The 21,573-nt window shown below is 69.5% G+C and carries 16 protein-coding genes and 1 tRNA gene; 5 read left to right on the forward strand and 12 right to left on the reverse strand.

Going from position 1 to position 21,573, the window contains the following annotated elements:
- Nucleotides 1-17: 17 nt before the first annotated feature.
- From AWU67_RS10725 to AWU67_RS10765, 9 genes are all read right to left on the reverse strand, one after another.
- The gene (locus AWU67_RS10725; RefSeq protein WP_067228741.1) at nt 18-587 is read right to left on the reverse strand and encodes an NADPH-dependent FMN reductase; all 570 of its coding nucleotides are present in this window, start codon (nt 585-587) and stop codon (nt 18-20) included.
- Between the two features lie 81 nt (nt 588-668).
- On the reverse strand, nt 669-1,814 hold the full coding sequence (gene menC, locus AWU67_RS10730) for an o-succinylbenzoate synthase (RefSeq protein ID WP_067228743.1): 1,146 nt from the start codon (nt 1,812-1,814) through the stop codon (nt 669-671).
- Between the two features lie 3 nt (nt 1,815-1,817).
- On the reverse strand, nt 1,818-3,752 hold the full coding sequence (locus AWU67_RS17535) for a M20/M25/M40 family metallo-hydrolase (RefSeq protein ID WP_199922283.1): 1,935 nt from the start codon (nt 3,750-3,752) through the stop codon (nt 1,818-1,820).
- Nucleotides 3,745-7,080: a serine hydrolase gene (locus AWU67_RS10740; RefSeq protein WP_067228745.1), complete on the reverse strand. Its 3,336-nt coding sequence runs from the start codon at nt 7,078-7,080 to the stop codon at nt 3,745-3,747. The genes AWU67_RS17535 and AWU67_RS10740 overlap by 8 nt, the downstream gene beginning before the upstream one ends.
- Nucleotides 7,077-7,871 carry an ABC transporter ATP-binding protein gene (locus AWU67_RS10745; protein ID WP_067228748.1) on the reverse strand — a complete coding sequence of 265 codons (795 nt, stop codon included), beginning with the start codon at nt 7,869-7,871 and terminating at the stop codon, nt 7,077-7,079. Before AWU67_RS10745 ends, AWU67_RS10740 begins: the two co-directional genes overlap by 4 nt.
- Complete coding sequence (locus AWU67_RS10750; protein ID WP_067228750.1) at nt 7,868-9,682, reverse strand: dipeptide/oligopeptide/nickel ABC transporter permease/ATP-binding protein; 1,815 nt, start codon at nt 9,680-9,682, stop codon at nt 7,868-7,870. The genes AWU67_RS10745 and AWU67_RS10750 overlap by 4 nt, the downstream gene beginning before the upstream one ends.
- Nucleotide 9,683: 1 nt before the next feature.
- Nucleotides 9,684-10,688, reverse strand: a complete 1,005-nt coding sequence (locus AWU67_RS10755; RefSeq protein WP_067228753.1) for an ABC transporter permease — start codon at nt 10,686-10,688, stop codon at nt 9,684-9,686.
- Between the two features lie 4 nt (nt 10,689-10,692).
- Entirely contained in the window at nt 10,693-12,288 is a 1,596-nt protein-coding gene (locus AWU67_RS10760) for an ABC transporter substrate-binding protein (RefSeq protein WP_067228756.1), read from the reverse strand.
- A gap of 145 nt (nt 12,289-12,433) precedes the next feature.
- Nucleotides 12,434-14,056 (reverse strand): PucR family transcriptional regulator, encoded by a 1,623-nt coding sequence (locus tag AWU67_RS10765; RefSeq protein WP_199922284.1) that lies wholly within the window; start codon nt 14,054-14,056, stop codon nt 12,434-12,436.
- A gap of 323 nt (nt 14,057-14,379) precedes the next feature.
- Here AWU67_RS10765 and AWU67_RS10770 point away from each other — a divergent pair, with 323 nt between their 5' ends.
- The 5 genes from AWU67_RS10770 to cls all read left to right on the forward strand — a co-directional run bounded on the left by AWU67_RS10770 (nt 14,380) and on the right by cls (nt 19,701).
- On the forward strand, nt 14,380-15,768 hold the full coding sequence (locus AWU67_RS10770; RefSeq protein WP_234407221.1) for an MFS transporter: 1,389 nt from the start codon (nt 14,380-14,382) through the stop codon (nt 15,766-15,768).
- A gap of 17 nt (nt 15,769-15,785) precedes the next feature.
- On the forward strand, nt 15,786-17,642 hold the full coding sequence (locus tag AWU67_RS10775; protein WP_067228760.1) for a glycoside hydrolase family 15 protein: 1,857 nt from the start codon (nt 15,786-15,788) through the stop codon (nt 17,640-17,642).
- Nucleotides 17,608-17,751 carry a nitroreductase/quinone reductase family protein gene (locus tag AWU67_RS18090; protein ID WP_160329745.1) on the forward strand — a complete coding sequence of 48 codons (144 nt, stop codon included), beginning with the start codon at nt 17,608-17,610 and terminating at the stop codon, nt 17,749-17,751. Before AWU67_RS10775 ends, AWU67_RS18090 begins: the two co-directional genes overlap by 35 nt.
- 117 nt (nt 17,752-17,868) lie before the next feature.
- Nucleotides 17,869-18,207 (forward strand): hypothetical protein, encoded by a 339-nt coding sequence (locus AWU67_RS10780; protein ID WP_067232598.1) that lies wholly within the window; start codon nt 17,869-17,871, stop codon nt 18,205-18,207.
- A 21-nt stretch (nt 18,208-18,228) separates the two neighbouring features.
- Complete coding sequence (cls, locus tag AWU67_RS10785; protein ID WP_067228762.1) at nt 18,229-19,701, forward strand: cardiolipin synthase; 1,473 nt, start codon at nt 18,229-18,231, stop codon at nt 19,699-19,701.
- A gap of 289 nt (nt 19,702-19,990) precedes the next feature.
- Here cls and AWU67_RS10790 read toward each other — a convergent pair.
- The 3 genes from AWU67_RS10790 to AWU67_RS10800 all read right to left on the reverse strand — a co-directional run bounded on the left by AWU67_RS10790 (nt 19,991) and on the right by AWU67_RS10800 (nt 21,248).
- Nucleotides 19,991-20,065, reverse strand: a tRNA-Arg gene (locus tag AWU67_RS10790).
- Between the two features lie 92 nt (nt 20,066-20,157).
- Nucleotides 20,158-20,484 carry a hypothetical protein gene (locus AWU67_RS10795; protein ID WP_129586697.1) on the reverse strand — a complete coding sequence of 109 codons (327 nt, stop codon included), beginning with the start codon at nt 20,482-20,484 and terminating at the stop codon, nt 20,158-20,160.
- An 11-nt stretch (nt 20,485-20,495) separates the two neighbouring features.
- Nucleotides 20,496-21,248, reverse strand: coding sequence for a hypothetical protein (locus AWU67_RS10800; RefSeq protein WP_129586698.1), 753 nt, complete (start codon nt 21,246-21,248; stop codon nt 20,496-20,498).
- Between the last annotated feature and the right edge of the window lie 325 nt (nt 21,249-21,573).

Below are 21,573 nucleotides of genomic sequence, written 5' to 3' on the forward strand. Positions count from 1 at the left end.
AGCCCCCGCTCGCTGCACTAGGTGCGCGGCAGAACCGTCAGCACGCGCGTGATGTGGTCGCGGAACTCGTTCATAAACGCGGCGAGGAACTCCGCGGTGCTCTCGATGAGCACCTCTCCCGTGTCGGCGAACATCTCCGGCGTGTAGTGGATGTACGCCTCGGGCGCGGTCATCTGGCGGGCGTTGACGAAGCTCAGCACCCCGCGCAGGCTCTGCTGCGCGACGGCCGTGCCGATCGAGCCGATCGATGCCCCGATCACGGCGGCCGGGATGTGGTCAAACGAGTTCTGCCCCCAGGGCCGCGACGCCCAGTCGATCGCGTTCTTCAGCCCGCCGGGGATCGAACGGTTGTACTCCGGGGTGATGAAGAGGATCGCGTCAGAGCGGCCGATCGCCTCCTTCAACGCATTCGCCTCCGGCGGGTAGTTGCCGTCGTAGTCGGCGCTGTACAGCGGCAGGTCGCGGATCGGGATCTCCGTCAGCTCGAGCTCTTTCGGCGCGACGCCGATGAGTGCTTTGGACAGGATCCGGTTGATGGACGTTGAGGAGAGACTCCCCACGAAATAGCCGACCTTGTAGGTGCTCATGCTCACTCCTTCGGCGCCACCGTGGCGCGAGGGGGCTCATGCTACGCCCGGCGCCTGTCTGCGCGCCCACCTTCCCTGAGCTCAGGCGGGCCAGACCTCCTGGGTGTCGTGGGTGACCCGCGCCAGGTTCTCAAGGATCGGCTCGACGCCGAGGCCGGGTCCCTGCGGCACGTCGATGTGGCCATCGCGCAGCACGAACGGCTCGGTGATGTCCTCCGTGTAGAACCGGTCGGACGCCGAAATGTCGCCGGGCAGCGAGAAGCCGTCGAGGGCCGCAAGGGCGGCGTTCGCCGCCCGGCCGAGCCCGGTCTCGAGCATTCCGCCGCACCACACGGCCACGCCGTGGGCGCGGGAGAGGTCGTGGATGCGCTTGGCCTCGAGGTAGCCGCCGACCCGGCCCGGCTTGATGTTGATGACGGATGCCGCGCCGAGCGTGATGGCGTCCGCCGCGTCCTTGGCCGACTCGATCGACTCGTCCAGGCAGATCGGGGTCGACATGGCCGTGGCGAGCTTCGCGTGCTGCACCAGGTCGTCCTCGGCGAGCGGCTGCTCGATCAGCAACAGGCCGTAGTCGTCGAGGCGCCGCAGGTGCTGGGCGTCCGCGAGCGTGTATGCCGCGTTGGCGTCGACCTGCAGCAGCACCTCGTCGCCGAACTGCTCGCGCACGGCGGCGACGGGCGCCAGGTCCCAGCCGGGCTGGATCTTCAGCTTGATACGCACGTAGCCCTCGTCGAGGTAGCCGCCGACGGCGCCCAGCAGGGCGTCGACGGAGGGCTGGATGCCGACGGAGACACCGGCGGGCACCCGGGTGCGGGTGGCGCCGAAGTAGCGGGCGAACGACTCCCCGCGCGCACGCAGCTCCGCGTCGAGCACGGCCATCTCGATCGCGGCCTTCGCCATGCGGTGGCCGACGACCTTCTCGAGCAGCGCGCCGACGGTCTCGGCGGTGACCTCGCGGCCCTCCGCCTGCACCCGGGCGAGCATGGGCAACAGGTAGAGCTGGATCATGCGCTTGGCGCCGTCGATGTACTCGGGCGAGTAGAGCGGCTCGCCGAGTGCGACGCACTCGCCCCAGCCGACGACGTCGACCCGGCCGTTCGGCGTCGGCACGCTGCCGGCCACGCGCAGCACCAGCGTGTTGCGCTCGGTCTGGGTGCTGAACGAGGTGGTGAACGGGGAGACGAGCGGGAGTCTGAGCTCGCGCAGTTCGACGGATTCGATGAGCATGGGTTACCTCCGGGTGAAAACGTAGTGATGTGCGGGATCGAATCCGGCGGGGAGCCAGTCCGGCGATCCGAAGAGCGGTTCGAGGGCGCCGCGCAGCGCGCCGCGCCAGGCGCGGGCCGTCGAGGGCGCCTCCAGCCGCATCCGTTCGATGTCGGCGGGGATCTGCACCACGACCGTCTCGGCATTGGTCGCGCTGGAGTCGTAGACCGGCCGGCCGTCGGCGTTGGCGAGCAGCAGCGCTCCGGCGCCGTCGGTGCTGACCGGGGCTGGCCGTTCCACCGGGTCGAGCGCCCACTCCACGAGCAGCCTGTCGCTCTCGTCCCCCGCGTTGATGCCGTCGGACATGGTGCCGTAGCAGTTGGCGATGTAGCTGGTCAGCGTGGCGCCCAGCGAGTTGAGGTTGAAGTGCGCGTTGCGGGCGATCAGCGGGTCGAAGGTCCAGCGGATGGTGCCGATGCCGCGTTCCAGGCACCAGTCGCGCTGGTGCTGCTTCAGCCGTCGGCCGATCCCGCCGCCCGCGATGTCGGAGCGCACCCCGGCGATGTGCGAGTGCAGGGCAGAGCCCGCCGGCTCGGCGAAGAAGCCGACGCAGCCGCCCACAATGCGGTCCCCCGCGAAAGCGCCTGAGACGTAGTTGCCGCTGTGCTTGAGCGCAATGAGCATCGACAGGTCGAACATGGTGTGACCCGGCTGCGTTCCCCAGATACTGTCGAAGACCGCAACGAGCTCGGTGAGTTCCTCGACCGTCGTGAGCGAGCGCACCTCGGTGATGACGAGCGTGTCAGTGTGACCCGGCATGGTTGCCTCCCCCAGCACAGACTGTATAAGCGCGGCGACGAGCGCCGTGCGCGGGGCGAAACCGGCCACCACGGCATGCTCGTTCTCGGCGTGGGCGCCACCGCCCCAGACACCGATGCCGTCGAGCGTCGGCACACCCAGACCCGCGGTGAAGTTGCCGTCGGATGCCCCGCCGACGGCGATGCCCCGCAGCTCCGGCAGTCCGAGTACGGTCGCGAGCCGGTGCGCTTCCGCGAAGAGCGCGGCAGAGGCGCCGGCCTCCAGCGGCAGGCGGTTGATGCCGCCCTCGACGCGCAGGGCGGAGCCGGGCACGGCGGGTGCGATGGCGCGGATGGCCGCGTCGAGGCGTTCCTGGGCTGCTGCCGAGTGCGAGCGCACGTCGACGGAGACGGATGCCTCCGCCGGAACCGTGTTCGTGGTGATGCCGATCGCGGCGCGCGTGGGCACGACGCTGAGTCCCGGTTCACTGCCGTGCAGCGCGGCGATCGCGATGATCGCGTGGGCGAGCGCGACGCCGGCGTTGACCCCCTTCTCCGGCTCCAGGCCGGCGTGGGCGGCACGCCCCTCCGCCTGGACCCGGTACAGCGAGACGCCCTTGCGCTCCACCTTCAGCTCGCCGGCATCGCCGCCGGCCTCCAGCACCAGGCTGGCCAGGGCTCCGGCGGCCGTCTGCTCGATGAGTTCGCGCGAGCTCGGTGAGCCGAGCTCCTCGTCTCCGGTGATCAGCAGGGTCACCCCGTCGAGGGCGGCATCCCCGCCCCGCTCGCGGAGCAGGCAGAGGGCGTGGATGGCCACGGCCAGCCCGCCCTTCATGTCCACGGCGCCCGGACCGCGCAGCACGCCGTCGGTGACGACGGCCGGGATGCGCGCCAGCGTGCCGAGCGGCCAGACGGTGTCGTGGTGGCCGAGCAGTAGCACGCGCGTCTCGGTGCCCCAGCGGGCCAGCACGTGGGTGCTGCCTTCGCGGACGATCTGCTCGGCGCGGACGCCGAGCCGCTCGGCGAGCAGTGCGCAGACGGCATCCGCGCTGCGCGCAACGGCGGCGTGGTCGGCCGACGGCGATTCAACCTCGATGAGGGCGATCGCGTCGGCCACGATCTGCTCCAGTCGGGTGGTGGCGGATGCAAGAAGCTCAGGCATTCGACACCTCAGGGAATGCGCGGCTGCCGAAGTGCAGCAGGCGCCCGCCCTCGTGCTCGACCAGCCAGACCCGGGTCCATCCGGGGCGACCGGCTGCCCCGGCGGCGAGGTGGCCGCCTTCGCCCGGGTGCACGGTGAACTCGGTGGTCCCGGCCATCTCCTCCCGGCCGGACGGGTTCCCGCTGTCGACGCGGGTGGCCACCAGCGCGCCGTCGGTGACGGCCAGCGTGATCTCGGCAGAGGCGTCGCGGTAGCGCCCGACGAGCGCGGCGGCGGTCTCGGCGTCGACGGCATCCAGCGACGTCGCGGCGAACGGAGCCGTCATCCGGGCCCCGGCGATGGTCTGGGCGATCTCGGCGAAGAGCTCATCGCTGGCCGCGGTCATGTGCCCGCCGTTGGTGAGCAGCACGAAGGCCACGCCCTTGGACGCAATCGCCCGGGCAAACGCCTGCTGGCCGATGGTGCCGCCGTCGTGGCCGTGCACGCGCACGCCGCTCCAGTCGTACTGCAGCCAGCTGAGACCCATGATCTCTGCGACGCCCTCGGAGTCGGAGACCTGCTGGTCTTCCAGCATCAGCCGGTGGCCGGCGGTGCTGAGGAGCCGGGGTTCGGCGGACATCGAGTCGGCCAGAAACGCGAGAACGTCGTCAACCTGGGCGCTGATCAGCCCGGCGGGCCGGGCAGAGGGCACGATGCTGGTCTGTGTGACGGGAGTGGCGCTGCCGCTGCGGGCATCGCCGCCGTGGCCAATCGCGTGGCGGAACAGCATCGTGTCCTCCTGCAGCATCGTCGTGGCACTGAGGCCCAGCGGCTGGAGGATGCGCTCGGTCACCACCTCGTGCCAGTAGGCGCCGCGCAGCACCTCGATGATGCGGCCGAGCACGACGAACCCGGTGTTGCAGTACGACCAGTTGACGCCCGGTGCAAAGTGCGAGGTGACCTCGCCGAGCGAGTCGACGAAGAGCTCGACGCAGTCGTGGCCGCGGCCGGTGTCCGTGAAGATGTCGCCGTCGATGCCGCTGGTGTGGGTGAGCAGGTGGCGCGGCGTCACGGTGGCCGAGGCGTGCGCGTCGGCGACGGTGAATCCGGGCAGCACCGCGCGCACGGGGGCGTCGAGGTCGAGCAGTCCCTCCTCGACGAGCTGCATGATGAGCGTTCCGGTGTAGACCTTGGTGATCGAGCCGATCTGGAAGAGCGTGTCGTCGGTGACGGCGACCCCGGTGGCCGTGCTGGTGAGCCCGGCCGACACGACCGTGGTCTCCGTTCCGGAGCGGGTGGTGGTGAGGATGCCGAGGGCGGCACCGGGAATGCCGTACTTCTCGATGACGGTCTGCAGGCGGGTCTGCCAGTAGTCCCGCTCGACGGTGGCCGCGGCGGGCGTCGGCGACAGGTGCCGCTCGAACCAGTCGACCAGGCGGCGGCTGTAGTCGACCCGGTGCGAGGGGGGCCCGACCAGCACGAAGGCGTGCGAGCCGCCCGGGTAGAGCACGAGCTCCGACTCGACGCCGGCGAGCAGCAGCCCGCCGTGCCACTGCTCGGCCTGGAGGGCGGGGCAGAGCAGGTCGGCCGCGCCGTGCAGGATGAGGGTCGGCGCGGTGACCTGCTCGACCCGGTCGAGCGGCGACAGCGCGCGCGCCCGGCCGCTGCCGCGACGGAACTCGAGGTGATCCAGCAGCACGCCGTCATCCGAGGCCCCGGTGAGGTGGGCGAGGTCGGCCACCAGCCCGCCGGCCACGGCCACCGCGAAGCGGTCGGTGAACGCGGTCAGCGCGCACGTCATGAAGCCGCCGTAGCTGTAGCCCGTGACGAGCAGCTGGGCGGGGTCGGCGACGCCCTCGGCGATCAGCGCGTCGATCGGCTCGAGCAGGTCGGGCAGGTCGGCCTCGCCCCAGGCGTCGTGCACGCCGTCGAAGAAGGCCTGGCCATAGCCGTCGCTGCCGCGCGGGTTCACCATCAGCACGGTGTAGCCGCGGGCCACGAGCTCGGCATGGTGCGGCTGCATGATCGACGGGGTTCCGGTCCACGCGTTGTGCGGTCCGCCGTGCACGTCCAACACGAGCGGGCCGGCCTGCGTGAGAGACGGGTCACGCAGGGTCCAACCCTGCACGCGGGAGCCGTCGGAGATGTCGAACCAGCGTTCCTCGGCGATCGGCACGGTGACGCCGGCCAGGGCCGCGCCGAAGGAGGTGAGCACCACCGGCTCCCCGCCGGCGAGCGGCACCTCGACGATCTCACCGAAGCTGCTCTCCGTGGCCAGCACCGCACGGATCGAGCGCTGCGACGCGGCGAATCCGGACACCACGCGCTGCGCACCGGCCACGATGGAACGCGACGGTCCCCCGGCGAGCGGCACGGCGTGCAGCTCGGTTGAACCGCCCTCGCGCAGGCAGAACAGCACCTCGCCGTCGGCGGTCAGCGTCGGGCGGCCGCCCGGGTAGGCCGTCCCGCCCGGCATGACGTTGCGGTCAAGCGCCGCCGTCAGGCTGACATCGGCGAGGGCCGGGTCCAGGTGCAGCACGATGAGTTCTGCGTTGCGGATGCCGGGGGCCTCCGCCCCGACGGCCACCACGGCGTCGCCGGCCGGCGCCCAGAGCAAGGGCGCGTGCACGGCACGCGAGCGGCCGACCGGCACCGCCGCGGCGGTGCGATCGGTCAGGTCGATGACGTGGACGCGGGTCTCCAGGGTGCGATCCGCGTCGGCATCGATCCCGGCGCTGAAGGCCAGCTTCGTGCCGTCCGGGGAGTAGGCCGGCTCCGAGGCGTCCCAGTCGCCGTCGCTCAGCCGAGTCAGGGCGCCGGAGGCCAGGTCGAGCTCGAACAGGTGGGCGCGAGCCGATCCCCGGGCGCCAACACCGTCGACCTTGTGCCGGAGGCCGCGGCTGACGAGGGCGGTGGCGGATCCGCGGGACACGGTCGCGGAGAACGCGACGCGCGTGCCGTCCGGGGAGACCACCGGAGCGCCGGCGCCCTGCGGCAGCCGGGCAGCGGTGGTCAGCTGGCGGATCGCGCCGCCGTCGGCGTTGATGGCGTGCAGCTGCGCGGTGCCGTTCGCGTCGGGGCGCAGGAACAGCACGTCGCCGGTGGCGGAATTCCAGACCGGGTTGCTGTCATTCGGGCCCGCGGTGAGCGCGCGGGCTTCGCCGTCCGCGCCGATCAGCCAGAGCGAGCTGGTGTTGCTGTCGGAGGCGCGGTCGCTCGCCTGGCGCGCGAACACGGTGCGGCCGGCGGCATCCGTGGCCAGGCCGGCCGGGATGACGACGTCCAGGTAGTCCTCGATCGTCGCCGGTCGGGAGGTGGCCTGCTGTGCGGGCATGATCTGGTCATTCATCGGAACATCGGCTCCCCGAGTTGTGGAATCGCGGCCATGAGCTCGCGCGTGTACTGGTGTTGTGGGTTGTCGATGACGTCGAGCACGGGGCCCGACTCGACGAGCTCGCCGTGCCGCATGACCGCGACCTGGTCGCAGACGTAGCGCACCACGGCCAGGTTGTGGCTGACGAAGAGCATTGTGAAGCCGAGCTCCCGCTGTAGTTCGAGCAGCAGGTTGAGCACGGCGCCCTGCACCGAGACGTCCAGCGCCGAGGTGATCTCATCGGCGAGCAGCACGCTCGGCCCGGCGGCGAGGGCACGGGCGATCGCGACCCGCTGGCGCTGGCCGCCGGAGAGCACCGACGGGTAGCTGTCTGCGCGGTCGGCGCCGAGGCTGACGGCGTGCAGCAACCGCTCGACCTCCTGGGTGCGCGCGGCGCGGCCGCGCTTCGGGGTGCGGTCGCGGCGTTCCGCGGCACGCAGGGCCTCGCCGATCGACTCGCCGATCGTCATCCGCGGGTCGAGGCAGGAGGAGGGGTCCTGGAAGATCATCTGGATGCGGCGACGGAGCCTGGCGGTTTCCCCCCGGGCGCCCACGACGTCGACGCCGTCGACCAGGATCCGCCCGGAGCTGGCCTCGACGAGGCCGACGGCGGCGCGGGCCAGGGTCGACTTGCCCGACCCCGATTCGCCGACGAGCCCCATGATGCTGCCCTGCGGGATGCTCAGCGAGACGCCCTTGACCGCGTGGAAGCGGCTCGCACCGGCACCGAAGTGCACGTGGACGTCGTCGAACTCGATGGCGCTCATCGCACTGCCTCCAGCGGGCCGGCTGCGAAGGTGGACCGCAGCTGCTCGTCGATCGTGGCGAGGGGCTCCCCGCGCGGGCTCGTCATGGTCGGGACGGCGGCGAGCAGGGCTCGGGTGTACGGGTGGCTGGCGTTGCCGGCCACCAGCTCGCTCGTCTCGATGTCCTCGACGATGTGGCCCTCGTACATGACGAGGATGCGCGTGCAGACGCTCGTGATCACGGCCATGTCGTGCGAGATGAGAAGCAACGCGGCGCCCGTCTCCGAGCGCACCTCGTCCAGGAGCGCGAGCACATCGCGTTGCACCGTCACGTCGAGCGCGGTGGTCGGCTCGTCGGCGATGATCAGAGCCGGCGTGCCCATCAGCCCCATGGCGATCATGGCGCGCTGGCGCATGCCGCCGGAGAACTCGTGCGGCAGCTGGCGGGCGCGGCGCTCCGGGTCGGGGATGCGCACCTCGCCGAGCCGGGCGACGGCTTTGTCGTGCGCGGCGGCCTTGGACAGGCCCTCGTGCAGCCAGCCGATCTCAGCGATCTGGGCGCCGACCTTGAGCGCCGGGTTCAGCGACGACATCGGGTCTTGGAACACCATGGCCATGCGCGTGCCGAGAAGCTTCGCAAGCCGGCGCGGCGACAGCTCGGCCGGCCGCGCGCCGTCCCTGACGATCGGCACGCCGTCGAACTCGACGAGTGCCGCATCGCTGTCGACGGGGTACTGGGTCAGCTGCGCGACCGCGAGGCAGCTGAGCGACTTGCCGGAGCCCGACTCGCCGACGATTCCGACGGCCTCACCGCGGCGCACCTCGAAGCTGATGCCGTCGACGGCCTTCCTCCAGGTGGAACCGGCCGGGACGGTGACCGCGAGGTCTCGCACGCGCAGCACGACGTCGTCTTGGTTCGAATCTGCGGCGGGCTCTGTCACGGCTGCACGGGTGTGGGCGGCCGCCAGCTTCGGCATCCGCCGCCCTAGCCCGCGGTGCACGCCGGTGCCGCGGGCGATTGCCTCGCCGGTGACAGTGAACACCAGCCCGGCCAGCACCACGGCGATGCCGGGCGCCAGCGCGGTGGCCGGGTTCACGAAGATCTTCGAGAGGCCCTCGTTGAGCATGCGGCCCCAGTCGAACTCGGGCGGCTGGATGCCGAGGCCAAGGAATGACAGGCCGGCGAAGGCGATCAGACCGCCGCCCAGCGAGAGGCTCGCGTTCACGATCAGCGGCTCGCGGATGTTGGGCAGGATGTGCCGGAACAGCAGCCCGGCCTTGGAGACACCCAGGATGCGGGCGGCATCGATGAATTCGCGCCCGCTGACCGAGGAGGTGAGCGTGTGCGTGAGCCTGGCGTAGGCGGGGGCGATCGCGACCCCGACGGCCAGCACGGCGCTGAACGAGCCCTGGCCGAGCACGATCAGCAGGAAGATCGCCAGCAGCAGGGCGGGGAAGGCGAGGGCGAAGTTCAGCAGCGCGACGAGGATGCGCCCGGCCCAGCGCGGCATCAGCGCGGGGATCGAGCCGAGGATCACGCCCAGGCTGACCCCGATCGCGACGGCGCCGACGGCCATCATCACCGAGAGCCGGGTGGCGACCAAAGTGCGGGCGAAGACGTCGCGGCCGGCGGCATCCGTGCCGAAGATGTGCTCCGCGCTCGGCCCCTTCGACAGGTTCAGCGGGTCGGACACCGCCGCGGCCTCGCCCCAGATCATGGGCGCGAACAGCGCGAGGCCGAACAACAGCACGAGGCCGATCGCCGCGAGGATGCCGAGCGGTGAACGCAGTGTTCCGATGATCCAGTGGCTGCGCACGGGCTTCTGGCTCACGTCACACCTCCTTGATGGTGGATCGGGGGTCGACGAGTGCGAGCACGATGTCGACGATGAGGTTGACCAGCAGCACCATGCCGCCGTAGACGACGACGAGGGTCTGCGCGAGCGGGTAGTCCTTGCCGGTGATCGACGAGACCAGCGTCTGGCCGAGCCCCGGCCAGGCGAAGATGCTCTCGACGAGCACGGTGCCGGCGATGAGCGAGCCGAGCATCAGGCCGGCCATGGTCAGCGTGGGCGTGAGCAGGTTCGGCAGGGCGTGGCGCAGGTAGAGCAGCGCGGTCGGCATCCGCTTCGCGCGGGCCGTGCGGATGTAGTCGGCGTCGAGCACGCCGAGCGCCTCCGCCCTGACGATGCGGGACAGCGAGGCGATGCCGCCGAGCGCGAGCGCGGCGACGGGCAGGATGTAGCTCTCCGGGCCGGTGCGCCCGGCGACGGGAAGCACCGGGACCGTCACCGCGAACAGGTAGACGAGACCGACGCCGAACAGGAACTCGGGAATGACCGCGAAGATTCCGGATGTCGCGGTGTAGCCGATCTCGACCCCACGGCGCCGCCCACCGCGGGTGAGCGCGGCGAAGGCGATACCGATCGGAACGGCGAGGAGCAGCACGACCACGATCGTGAGCAGGGCGAGCTCCAGCGTCGCCGGCAGGCGATCCGCGATGACCTGCACCACGGGGATATGCAGCTTGATGGAGTCGCCCGGGTTGCCGGTGACGAGGCCGCCGATGAACCGGGTGTACTGCTCCCAGAGGGGCAGGTCGAGTCCGAGGTGCGCCCGCATCGCCTCGACGACCTCGACGGAGGCGTTGAGGCCGACCGCCATGCGCACGGGGTCGCCGGGGATCAGCTGCAGCATGAGGAACGCCGCGGTCACCAGCCCCCAGAGCGAGAGCACGAAGACGCCGAGGCGGCGCGCCAGAAACGACGGCCAGCCGCCGCGTGCGAACCAGGAGGTTCGCGCGCGGACGGCCGGCGTTACAGCGGGAGCAGCGGTCATCGCGTTACTTGAGCAGGCGCAGCGCCGAACCGACGATCTGCGACCCGAAGGCGAGCTCGGCGTTCTGCAGGTAGGTCTTCTTCACCGTGTCGGCGAACGGCACGACCGAGGTCTCTGCGAACAGGGCCTTCTCGGCGTCCGCCCAGGCCGAGCACGCCTCGGCACCGACCAGGCCGGATGCCGTGGCAACGGCCGCGTCGTACTCGGCGTTTTCAATGCCGGAGAAGTTCAGGCCGTCGGCCGGGACCGGGCCGGAGAAGAACGGGACGACCATGCTCGGCAGGTTCACGTAGACCGGCTCCCAGGCGACATCCCAGCCGGTGTTGTCGGTGCCGGAGAGCAGGACCTCGACGGTCTTGTTCGAGTCACCGCTGGTCAGGGTGACGTCGATGCCGAGCGCGGTCCAGGCCTGCTGGGTGAGGTCGGCGGCGGCGTCGTAGGTGTCGCCCATCGAGTCGTAGAAGAAGTTCAGCGCCAGCGGCGTGCCGTTCTTGGCACGGATGCCGTCGGCGCCGAGCTTCCAGCCGGCCGCGTCGAGTGCGGTGGCGGCGGCTTCGACGTCGAAGTCCGGCAGGTTGCCGGTGACCGTGTCGTCGACGCAGGCACGCGGGTTGGTCGAGACGAGGCTGGTGGAGCGGTGGCCGCGGCCGCCGGTGATGACGCTGGTGAGGTCGTCCAGGTTCAGGCCCTGCACGAGCGCGGCGCGGACAGCAGGGTCGGAGGTCGGGTTGGCCGGGTTGTGGTTGAAGAACATCTGGCCGGCGATCGCACCGCGCTCTGCGGCGTTCAGTCCGGCGGCGTCCAGGCGGTCCTGGTCAGCGCCGGTGACGAGTGCGGCGTTGAGTTCGCCGGAGAGCAGCTGGTTGGCCTCGGTGCTCTCGTTGGTGACGATCGACACGACAACGGTGGCCGGCACGCCGGGCGTCTCGGAGGTGGTGTCGTCCGGGCCCCAGGAGTATCCGTCGCGGCGCTCGAAGGTGTAGTGGTCGTTGGCGACGGCCTCGGTGACGGTGAACATCCCGGAGCCCGCGGAGCTGGCGTCGATGGACTTCGGGTCGGCGAGGGCTGCGTCGCAGAGGATCGGCAGTCGGGCCAGGTTCAGAAGCAGGAACGGCGAGGCGGCGGGGGTCGAGACCGTGACGGTGTTGCCGTCCACGGCGGCGGAGGCATCGACGGGCACGTACACGCCGCGCAGCGCCGAGCCGTTCGCCTCGTCGGTCACGAAGCTGATGTTGTCGGCGACCGTCTGCGCGGTGAGTGCGCTGCCGTCGCTGCAGGTCACGCCGTCGCGGAGGGTGAAGCTGGCGGAGGTCGTGGTCTCCTCCCAGCTCTCGGCCAGCCAAGGGCCGATCTCGCTGGTCTTGTCATCGACGTTGACGAGGAAGTCGTAGCTGAGCATCGCGAGCTGGTGCGTGGGCGAGCCGGCCGTCATCAGCGGGTTCAGCGAGCCGGGGTCGGCGTTCAGCGACCAGGCGAAGGTTCCATCGACCACGGGGGCCTGCGGGCCCGACGTGTTTGCGCCCGTGCCGGCGCTGCAGCCGGTGATGGCGAGAGTGACGCCCGCCGCGATGGCGATGGGTGCGAGGAGCCGTTTCGTCATGTTGCCTCCGTCGACGGGGGGACCGTCTGTGTTCAGGGTGGGGTGATTGCACTGGTGCTCACTCCATCGTGGCGGAGCCGGAACGGCGAAACATCGTCGAGTCCGACGAATCCAGACTGAGATATCGTCCGATCGGACAAACTGGCTATCTGCTGCCGGGGGCGGTCGCCGCGAACAGGCGCAACTGCAGCATCAGACTGAACCGCATCTCCGGGTCATCGAGGTCGATCGCCGCGATCTCGCTCAGCCGGCGCAGACGATAGCGGAAGGTGTTCGGGTGCAGGCCCAGACGGCCCGCCGCGGCAGTGACGTCGCCGAACGCGTCGAGCCAGGTTTCGAGCGTCTCGACGAGGGAGCCACCGCTGCCGGCATCGTGCTCGCGCAACACGGCCAGCGGCCCGGTGACCGATTCGCGCTCGGCCGAGAGCGAGTCAGAGAGGCGCAGCAGCAGCGACTCGACCTGCACCTCCTCCGCGTCGGCGACGAGGCGGCGGCGCGGGCCGCCCGTCGACCAGAGCAGAACGCGCAGGGCACGGTCCGCCCCGGCGCGGGCGCGCTGCAAACCGGTCACATCGGCCACGGGAGCGCCGAGCCCGATCACGACGGACGGCCCGCGTCGGTACCGCTCGGCGAAGGTCGTGGCGATCCGCCGCGCGTACTCCGGCCCGGGGTGCCCCTGTGCATGCGGGAGCACCGCATACACCGTGCCGGCGATCGGGGCGGCGACCGAGAGCGCGTGGATCTGGTGCAGGTACATGCCGAGCGAGTCGGCCAGACGCTGCACGGCGTCCTCCTGCGCGATCGAGCTGGTCGAGGTGTCGGTGAGGCCGACGGCGAGCACCGATGTCGGCGCGGAGCCGTAGCCGAGCCGCTCGGCCGCCTCCTTCGCCCGCACCCCTCCCTCGAGCAGGTCGAGCACCTCACTGACCCGCAGCCGCCTGGCGGCGTCGCTGCCCGCGCGCTGCCGGAACAGCGTGATGGAGGCGACGGCAGCGGCCTCGACGAGAGCCGCCGACTGCATCTCGCTGAGCGGCTCGTCGACGATGGCCCAGATCGAGCCGAGCAGCTCGCGGCCGGCACGGATGCGCACGGCGACGCGCGGGCGCACCCCCGGGCCGATCGACGGCAGGAACACCGGCTGCGCCGAGCGCTCGATCTGCCGGAACACGCCCGAGCTGGTGAGGATCTTCTCGTAGCTCGACGGCACCTGGTGTCCGAGGACGCTCTGCTTGCGCGCGTCATCGCCCCTGGCCTGGTCCGCAGAGAAGGCGAGGATGCGGTTCGACGGGTTCTCGATGGTCACCGGCCCGCCGACCACGGCGGCGATGGAGTTCGCCAGATCGAAGAGATCGGAGTCGGCCGCCGCGGCATCCGCCTCGAGCCCATACCGTGCCGGCTCCGGGGCATCGACGAAGTAGGAGGCGAGCTGAATCCAATCGGTGCCGGCCGGGGCCCCCAGTAGCGCGACGCCGCACGACTCGGCGAGCTGCTGAACCGCAGCGTCGATGCTCACCGGCTCGCGCACGACGAGCGCCAGCGCGCCGGCGGCGGCACACTCCCGCAGCGCATCGGCGAGCTGCTCGGCGGTCTGCACGCCCACCCCCAACACGAGGGCGCCTTCTGCGGGTGCGAGCGCGCCGGGCTCGAACAGGCGCACTCCCCCGATCTCGCGCGTGTCGAGGGCGACACCGGGCAACATATGCGACAGGTCGAGCCGCGTGATGAGGTCGATCGCCGAGACCCGCCGGGCGCCGAGATGGGCGGTCACGGCATGCTCGCGGCCGGCGGCTGCTGGCGGTCGATCGGCATGGGTTCAATCCTATGTCGGGGAATCACCCGGTCTATGTGATGCCCCCCGAAACAGCCCGGCGCAGGCTTCACAAGAGAAGCAGTGAGACCAGTGGAGGCGTAATCATGCAGCGTGGCGATTCTGTTCCGAGTGAGCCGCCGGAGACGCAGCCCATCGACCTGTCGCAGCTGTTCCTCCGGCCTGTGCATACCGCCGACACCGACGCAGACGAGCTCTAGCCCGTGCGGCCTGCGCACGGGGATTGGTAGCGCGCGTTGTCATCCCGCGGCGCAGGGCTGAGCGTGGCACCGGCACGCTGGACGCTCGTGCCGCTCGCGCTCGCGCAGTTCATCTGCTCGTTCGCCGGATCGAACATGAACGTGATGCTCAACGACATGAGCCGCGACCTCGACACGACGGTGCAGGGGATCCAGATCTCGATCACGCTGTTCCTGCTGGTCATGGCGGCGTTGATGATCCCGTTCGGCAAGCTGACCGTGCAGCTCGGGCGGAAGCTGTGTTTCGTGCTCGGCCTCTCCGTCTACGGTGTCGGCGCCATCCTGAGCGCGCTGTCGCCCGGGCTCGGCGTGCTCATCCTGGGCAACTCGATCCTCGAGGGGGCGGGCACGGCACTGCTGATTCCCCCGGTCTACATCCTGGTCACGCTGTACTGGACGGGTCTGGCCGATCGGGTTCGCGCTTTCGGCGTCGTCAGCGCCGCGGGCGGGGTCGGCGCGGCGACCGGGCCGCTGATCGGAGGCTGGATCACGGCCGCCATCAGCTGGCGTGCGGCCTTCCTGTTCCAGGCCCTCGTGATCGCAGTCATCCTGTTGCTCGCGTTGCGGCTGAAAGATCCGCTCCCGCGCGAGCCCGGGCGCCCGTTCGATGTCACCGGCGCGGTGTTGTCGGCGCTCGGCTTGATCGTGTTCGTGCTCGGCATCCTCGCCGCAGACAACAACCTGCTCGCCTCGCTCGGGCTGATGGCGGCCGGAGCTGCGGTGATCGCGGTGTTCTTCCTGTGGGTGCGCCGGCTGGAGCGCAGGGGCCGGGAGCCGCTGCTGTCGACGGCGCTGTTCCACAACCGCGTCTCCAATCTGGCCCTGGTCACCCAAAACTTCCAATGGCTGCTGTTGATGGGAACGTCGATGCTGGTCGCGAGCCATCTGCAGGTGGTCCGCCACTACGACGCGATCGAGACCGGGATCATCTTCAGCGCCGCCACCGTCGGAATCCTCGTGTCTTCGCTCGGGGCGAGTTGGCTGGTGCGTCACTTCTCACAGCGCACGCTGATCATCGCCGGCTTCCTGGTGACAGGGGTCGGCCTCCTCCTCCTGCTCCTGGTCGGCGCGGTGCCGGGCGCCTGGCCGTTCGCACCGGGGCTGCTGGCGATCGGACTCGGCCTCGGTGCAACGCTCACACCGAGCGTCAACGTTGTGCAGTCGGCGTTCCCCGAAGAGACGCAGGGTGAGATCTCCGGCCTCTCCCGCAGCGTCTCCAATCTCGGGTCGAGCTTCGGCACGGCAATCGTGGGCACGCTCCTCGCGCTGAACGCGATGGGTCCGGCCGACGGGTATGTGGTGGCGATGGCGCCCCTGATCGCGATCGCCATCGCCGGCGCCATCGTGGCCGGATTCCTGCCCGGGCGCTCCCCTGCGCCGATCCACACCGGGCAACCTGCGACGCAACGCTAAAGAATCAGGAGAACACAGTGACTGACGGATACCCCCCGATCGCCGAGCACGGGCTGATCGGTGATCTGCAAACCGCTGCGCTGGTGTCGACGGATGGCACGATCGACTGGTTCTGCAGCCCGCGCTTCGACTCCCCCAGCATCTTCGCCTCGCTCTTGGACCACGCCACCGGCGGCCACCTGAGCACGCGCCCACACGAAGACGGCTTCCAGACGAAGCAGCTCTACATTCCCGACACCGCGGTTCTCGTCACCCGCTTCCTCACCGAGAACGGCGTCGGCGAACTGGTCGACTTCATGCCGGTGACCTCAGACACCCCCAGCAAACGCCACCGCCTCATCCGGATGGTGCGGTGCGTGCGCGGGGCGATCGATTTCGACATCGAGCTCGATCCCCGCTTCGACTACGGCCGGAAGCAGTACAAGCTGAATCCGACCGGCCACGGCGCGATCTTCACCGCGGGAGACACCACAATGTCCCTCAGCCTCATCCGCGGCCCGGAAGACGAACGGCTGGCCCGCTGGGAACCGACGAGTGGGGGCGAGCTGCGCTTCTCCCTGAGCCTGGCGGAGGGACAGATGCGGGGAGTGGTATTGGAGACCGGCAGCGAGACTCCCCCTCACGACATCCCCGTCGCCAGGGCGCAGCAGCTCTTCGACGACACCGTGGCGTTCTGGCAGGACTGGGTCGGTCAAACCACCTACAGCGGGCGCTGGCGCGAAGACGTTCACCGCTCGGCGATCACACTCAAGCTGCTCACCTACGCGCCGTCCGGCGGGCTCGTCGCTGCGCCGACGGCCGGACTCCCCGAACAGCTCGGCGGCGAGCGCAACTGGGACTACCGCTACACCTGGGTTCGCGACGCATCATTCTCGGTCAACACACTCGTGCGCTTGGGGTTCTTCGACGAAGCGGAGGCATTCGGCAAGTGGCTGCGCGACCGCGGGGCTCACCAGGTGGCGGGCAGCACCGGGCCACTGGACATCATGTACAGGATCGATGGCGACCCGAACCTGGTCGAGGAGATCCTCGACCACTGGGAGGGGTACCGCGGCTCGTACCCGGTGCGGATCGGGAACGCGGCGGCCGACCAGCTGCAACTCGACATCTACGGCGAGGCCATGGATGCCATCTGGAACGCTCACCTCAGCGGCATCGAGTTCGGCCAGGCGGGCTGGACAGCCATCGGCAAACTGCTCAACTGGCTGGCTGAGAACTGGGACCAACCGGAGGAAGGCATCTGGGAGACCCGCGGCGGCCGCAAGGACTTCACCTACGGGCGGCTGATGTGTTGGGTGGCCTTCGACCGCGGCATCCGTCTCGCCATGGCCTACGGCAGGCCGGCCCCGCTCGAACGGTGGACGAAGGAGCGCGATGCCATCTACAACCAGATCATGGAGAAGGGGTGGGACCCGAAGCGCCGGGCGTTCGTTCAGCAGTACGGGGAGCCGGTGCTCGACGCCTCGCTGTTGAAGATGCCGCAGATGGGGTTCATCTCGCCGCACGATCCGATGTGGCTGGATACCCTGACCGCGATGGAGGAGGAGCTCGTCTCTGACAGCCTCGTCTACCGGTACGACCCGAGCGCCTCCCCCGACGGCCTGCGCGGGTCGGAGGGCACGTTCTCGCTCTGCACGTTCCTCTACGTTGACGCGCTCGCCCGCAGCGATCGGCTCGCGGAGGCTCGTCTCACCTTCGAGAAGATGTTGACCTACGGCAACCACCTCGGCCTGTACTCGGAGGAGATCGCGTTGACCGGCGAGCAGCTCGGCAACTTCCCGCAAGCGTTCACCCACCTGGCGCTCATCGATGCGGCCATCACCCTCAACGAGCGCCTCGATGCGGCGGCGGCGCGGGGCCGGCGCCGTCTCTGACGCGCTCGTCGCGTCGAAGGGCGGAGAAGGCCGCAATCCAGAGTGCTACCTCACCCTGCGAGCGAACCCGGATATCGACATCACCGTGGTGATCTGCGAGCCGCGCTGAGCTGAGGCGCCTGCTTTCGTGCGATTCCCATGATGCGCCGCGGCAGGCATGGCGGTGCAATGGGTGTTCGGCGCCGCAGCCGCGCGCCTGACACCCTCCCAGAAGGTTGAAATCCTCATGACTGACAACACCGACGACGCCCCCGTGCTCGACCTCCTCGCCCGTATGACCGCAGACTCCGTCGAGGCGTCCACCCTCGATTCGCGGTCCCTGTTCATGGTCCGAGTAGCCGCGCTGGTCGCGATCGGCGCATCACCGGTGTCCTACGCGCTGAACCTCGAGGTCGGCGAGGAGCTGGGTCTCAGCGTGGAAGACATCCGCGGCGTGCTCACGGCCATTGCGCCCATCGTCGGCACCGCACGGGTCGCGGCGGCGACCGGCAACATTGTCACGGCGCTTGCCGCCGAGATCGAGCTCGCCGAGTTCGAGGTCGCACTGCTCGACGTCGACGAGTAGGGGCGCGAACAGGGCGAGCGCATGAGCGATCAGCTCCCCGCGATCATTGGCGGCATCCTCATCGTGGTGGATCTGGCGATCCGGATCACCGCGCTGATCATCGTGCCCCGCGGCCGCAAGCCGACCGCGGCGATGGCGTGGCTGCTGGCAATCTTCCTCATCCCGTTCGTCGGCATCATCCTGTTCCTACTGATCGGCAACGCGCGCCTGCCGAAGAAGCGTCGGGAGCGGCAGGCAGAGCTCAATCGGATCATCACGGCCAGGGCTGCCCCGCTCGAGCTCGCCGGCGACCGGTCGAGCTGGCCCGACTGGTTCGCCGCGCTCACGCGTCAGAACCGCGAGCTCGGGTCGCTCCCGGCGGTCACCGGAAACACCGCACTGCTCATCGATGACTACCGCGCCTCGATCGATGCCATGGCCGCCGAGATCGACGCCGCTGCCCGGTTCGTGCACGTCGAGTTCTACATCGTGTCGTTCGACGACACGACGCAGGGTTTCTTCTCGGCGATGGAACGGGCTGTGCAGCGGGGCGTGACGGTGCGCCTGCTCGCCGACTATGTCGCGTCGCGCCGCACGGTCGACAGCGATGCGACCTTCGCCGAGCTGACCCGGATCGGCGTGAAGTGGAGCTGGATGCTGCCGGTGCGCCCGTTCCACGGGGAGTATTCGCGGCCCGACCTGCGCAACCACCGCAAGATCCTGGTGGCCGACGGACGGGTCGCGTTCCTCGGCTCGCAGAACCTCATCGACCGCAGCTACAACTCGAAGAAGAACATCGAGCGCGGGCTGCAATGGCAGGAGTTGATGAGCCGCGTCACCGGGCCCATCGTCAGCGCCGCCAACGCCGTGTTCTTGTCTGACTGGTATCTGGAGACGGGCGAGATGCTCGGCGACGACGAGAACGTGCGCGCCGTCGATATGGCATCCGACACCTCGCCCGACGCTCTCGTCTGCCAGATCGTGCCGAGCGGGCCCGGCTACGAGGACGAGAACAACCTGCGCCAGTTCTTGACCCTGGTCACCTCCGCCCAGCGCAGGGTGATCATCACGAGCCCCTACTTCGTTCCGGATGAGGCGATGATGTACGCGATCACCTCGGCCTGCGCCCGCGGCCTCGACGTGCAGCTGTTCGTCTCAGAGATCGGCGACCAGGGCTCGGTGTGGCACGCACAGCGCTCCTATTACGACAGCCTGCTGCGGGCCGGCGTGCAGATCTGGCTCTACCCGGCGCCTTTCATCCTGCACTCCAAGCACCTCTCCATCGACGAGGATGTCGCCGTGATCGGCTCGAGCAATATGGACATCCGCTCCTTCGCGCTGAACGCCGAGGTGACGATGCTCGTGCGCGGTAAGGTCTTCGTCGACCAGATGCGGTTGGTAGAGCAGCGTTATCGGGATGCCGGCCGGCAGCTCACTCTCGAGGAATGGCGCAAGGAGCCGGCATCCGCGACGTTCCTCGACGGTGTCGCCCGCCTCACCTCGGCGCTGCAGTAGCCGGTCGCCCAGGCACGCAGAGTGCTTGGCTCCGCGACCCAGTTCTGAAAGCCCCGATAGTCGCTCTCGAGGCGCGGCCATACCGCCGAGTAGAGCAGCGCGCCGGGGGCGACAAGTCCGAGGACGAACGCCAGCCATCGCGTCATTCTGAGCGCGCGCGAATCAGCGCCGTTGATCAGGAGCTGAACAACAGCGGCGAGGCCGACGTCGCGCACGCGATCAAAAGAAAAACCCCGGCCGCGGCCGGGACTTTCTCAACGTGCGCAAGCAATGACCGCACTCATCGCGTTGGTGCCCCTGGAGGGACTCGAACCCCCAACCCTTTCCTTAGGACGGAACTGCTCTTCCATTGAGCTACAGAGGCTGACCACAAGAGTTTACCGGGTGCGGATGCCGCAATCGGCACCTGAGTCGGTCCGGTGTGGCGGCTGGGTTCGTGGCGGCGCTGCCCGTCTCCTAGAGATCGAGTGCCCAGCCCAGCACGAAGGGAAACGTCAGAAGCGCCGCGACGATCGCGCACATGACCACGGTGACCCACGCGGCCGACCGGCGCCGCAGCCGCTGCCCCGGAACGGCAATGTCGGTTCTCGGTCGATGCGCGCGGGGATCGGAATATGTAACCGCCTGGTGTGTGAGTTCCGCGCCAACAACCTCGGCGAAGAGGATCATCGACGTGGTCTCCGTGCGGTCCGACCGGCGGCGGAAGCGGTTCGACACCACGATCATGCGGTCCTCAACGACCTCGATGTCCCAGTGTCGTCCGTAGTCGATCAGGGCGGCCATGACATCCGGCGTCAGGAGTTGGAGCGCATCAAGCTCGTACCCCTCCGGCACGTAGACCGCGAAATGGCGGTCGAAGTCCCCTCGAGAGAGAGCCGCTGTCGACTGGGCAGGTATTGCCGCAAGCTGCCGTTCCGTTGTGAGTCGATCATGAGGTGCGGCAATGACCGCGGCATCTTCATCTGCAGGAATCGGAAGGCCGAGCGCGGACCCTTGGGATCGTTCTTGCCGCCCGAGTAGCCGGCGACGGCGATCTGCAGATCCGGTTCGCAGCCGGCCCAGCCGCCGGACCGCGAAAAGCCCGACAGCGAAAAGCCGGACAGTGAAAAATGAGAGCGGAACAGGGAGCGCGCGTCATTCCCGGGCGCGCGTCCCCACTGCCTGGCCTTGGCATTCTTCCTGGCGCCGGCGTCGTCTCCCTCGGCAAAGAAGATCCCCCGGGGCGGGGGCTCGGTGCCATACCGGGCGAAGGACAGGCCACGCTCCGCCGCGAACCTCCGGAAGGCGATCTCTCGGCGAAGTTCCGTCGGCCCGCTCAGGAGCACCGCAGCAAAGACACCAGCCATGAGGCCGCCCCAGAAAACGACGACGGTCAGGAGGCCGCGAGCCCACTCGAGCCAGTCGGGGAGGACGACCGTGACGGGGATCTCGAATACCAACGCCGTCCAGCAGAGTGCGATCGCCGCGAAGGGCACGAGCAGCAGCGCGCCCAGCGCGGCGTTGCGGAAAATGGCCGGTTGCTCGGCACGCACCTCCTGCCAGCTCACCAGTCTCGGCCACTCGCGGCGGAGCTGCGTGAGCCGATCCGCAGACGGACCGCGGTATCCGGAGTTGCCTGTCTGCATGCCCCTGTTCACCCGCACAGACTACCTACTCCTCCGCGCACAGCGGAGCGGCGTGCGGAAGCGGCGCCGCGACACAGAGCGAGCCACGATGTCGCAGGATCGAATTGCGGCAACCCTGGAGGGACTCGAACCCCGACCCATTCCTGGGGACGGAACTACTCGTCCGTTGAGCACAGAAGCCGACCCCAAGACGTCGTTACCGGGTGCGGACGCCGCAACCGACACCTTTGTTTGGCAGCCCGGTTGT

This window comes from Microterricola viridarii, assembly GCF_001542775.1.
GTDB classification, from domain to species: Bacteria; Actinomycetota; Actinomycetes; order Actinomycetales; family Microbacteriaceae; genus Microterricola; species Microterricola viridarii_A.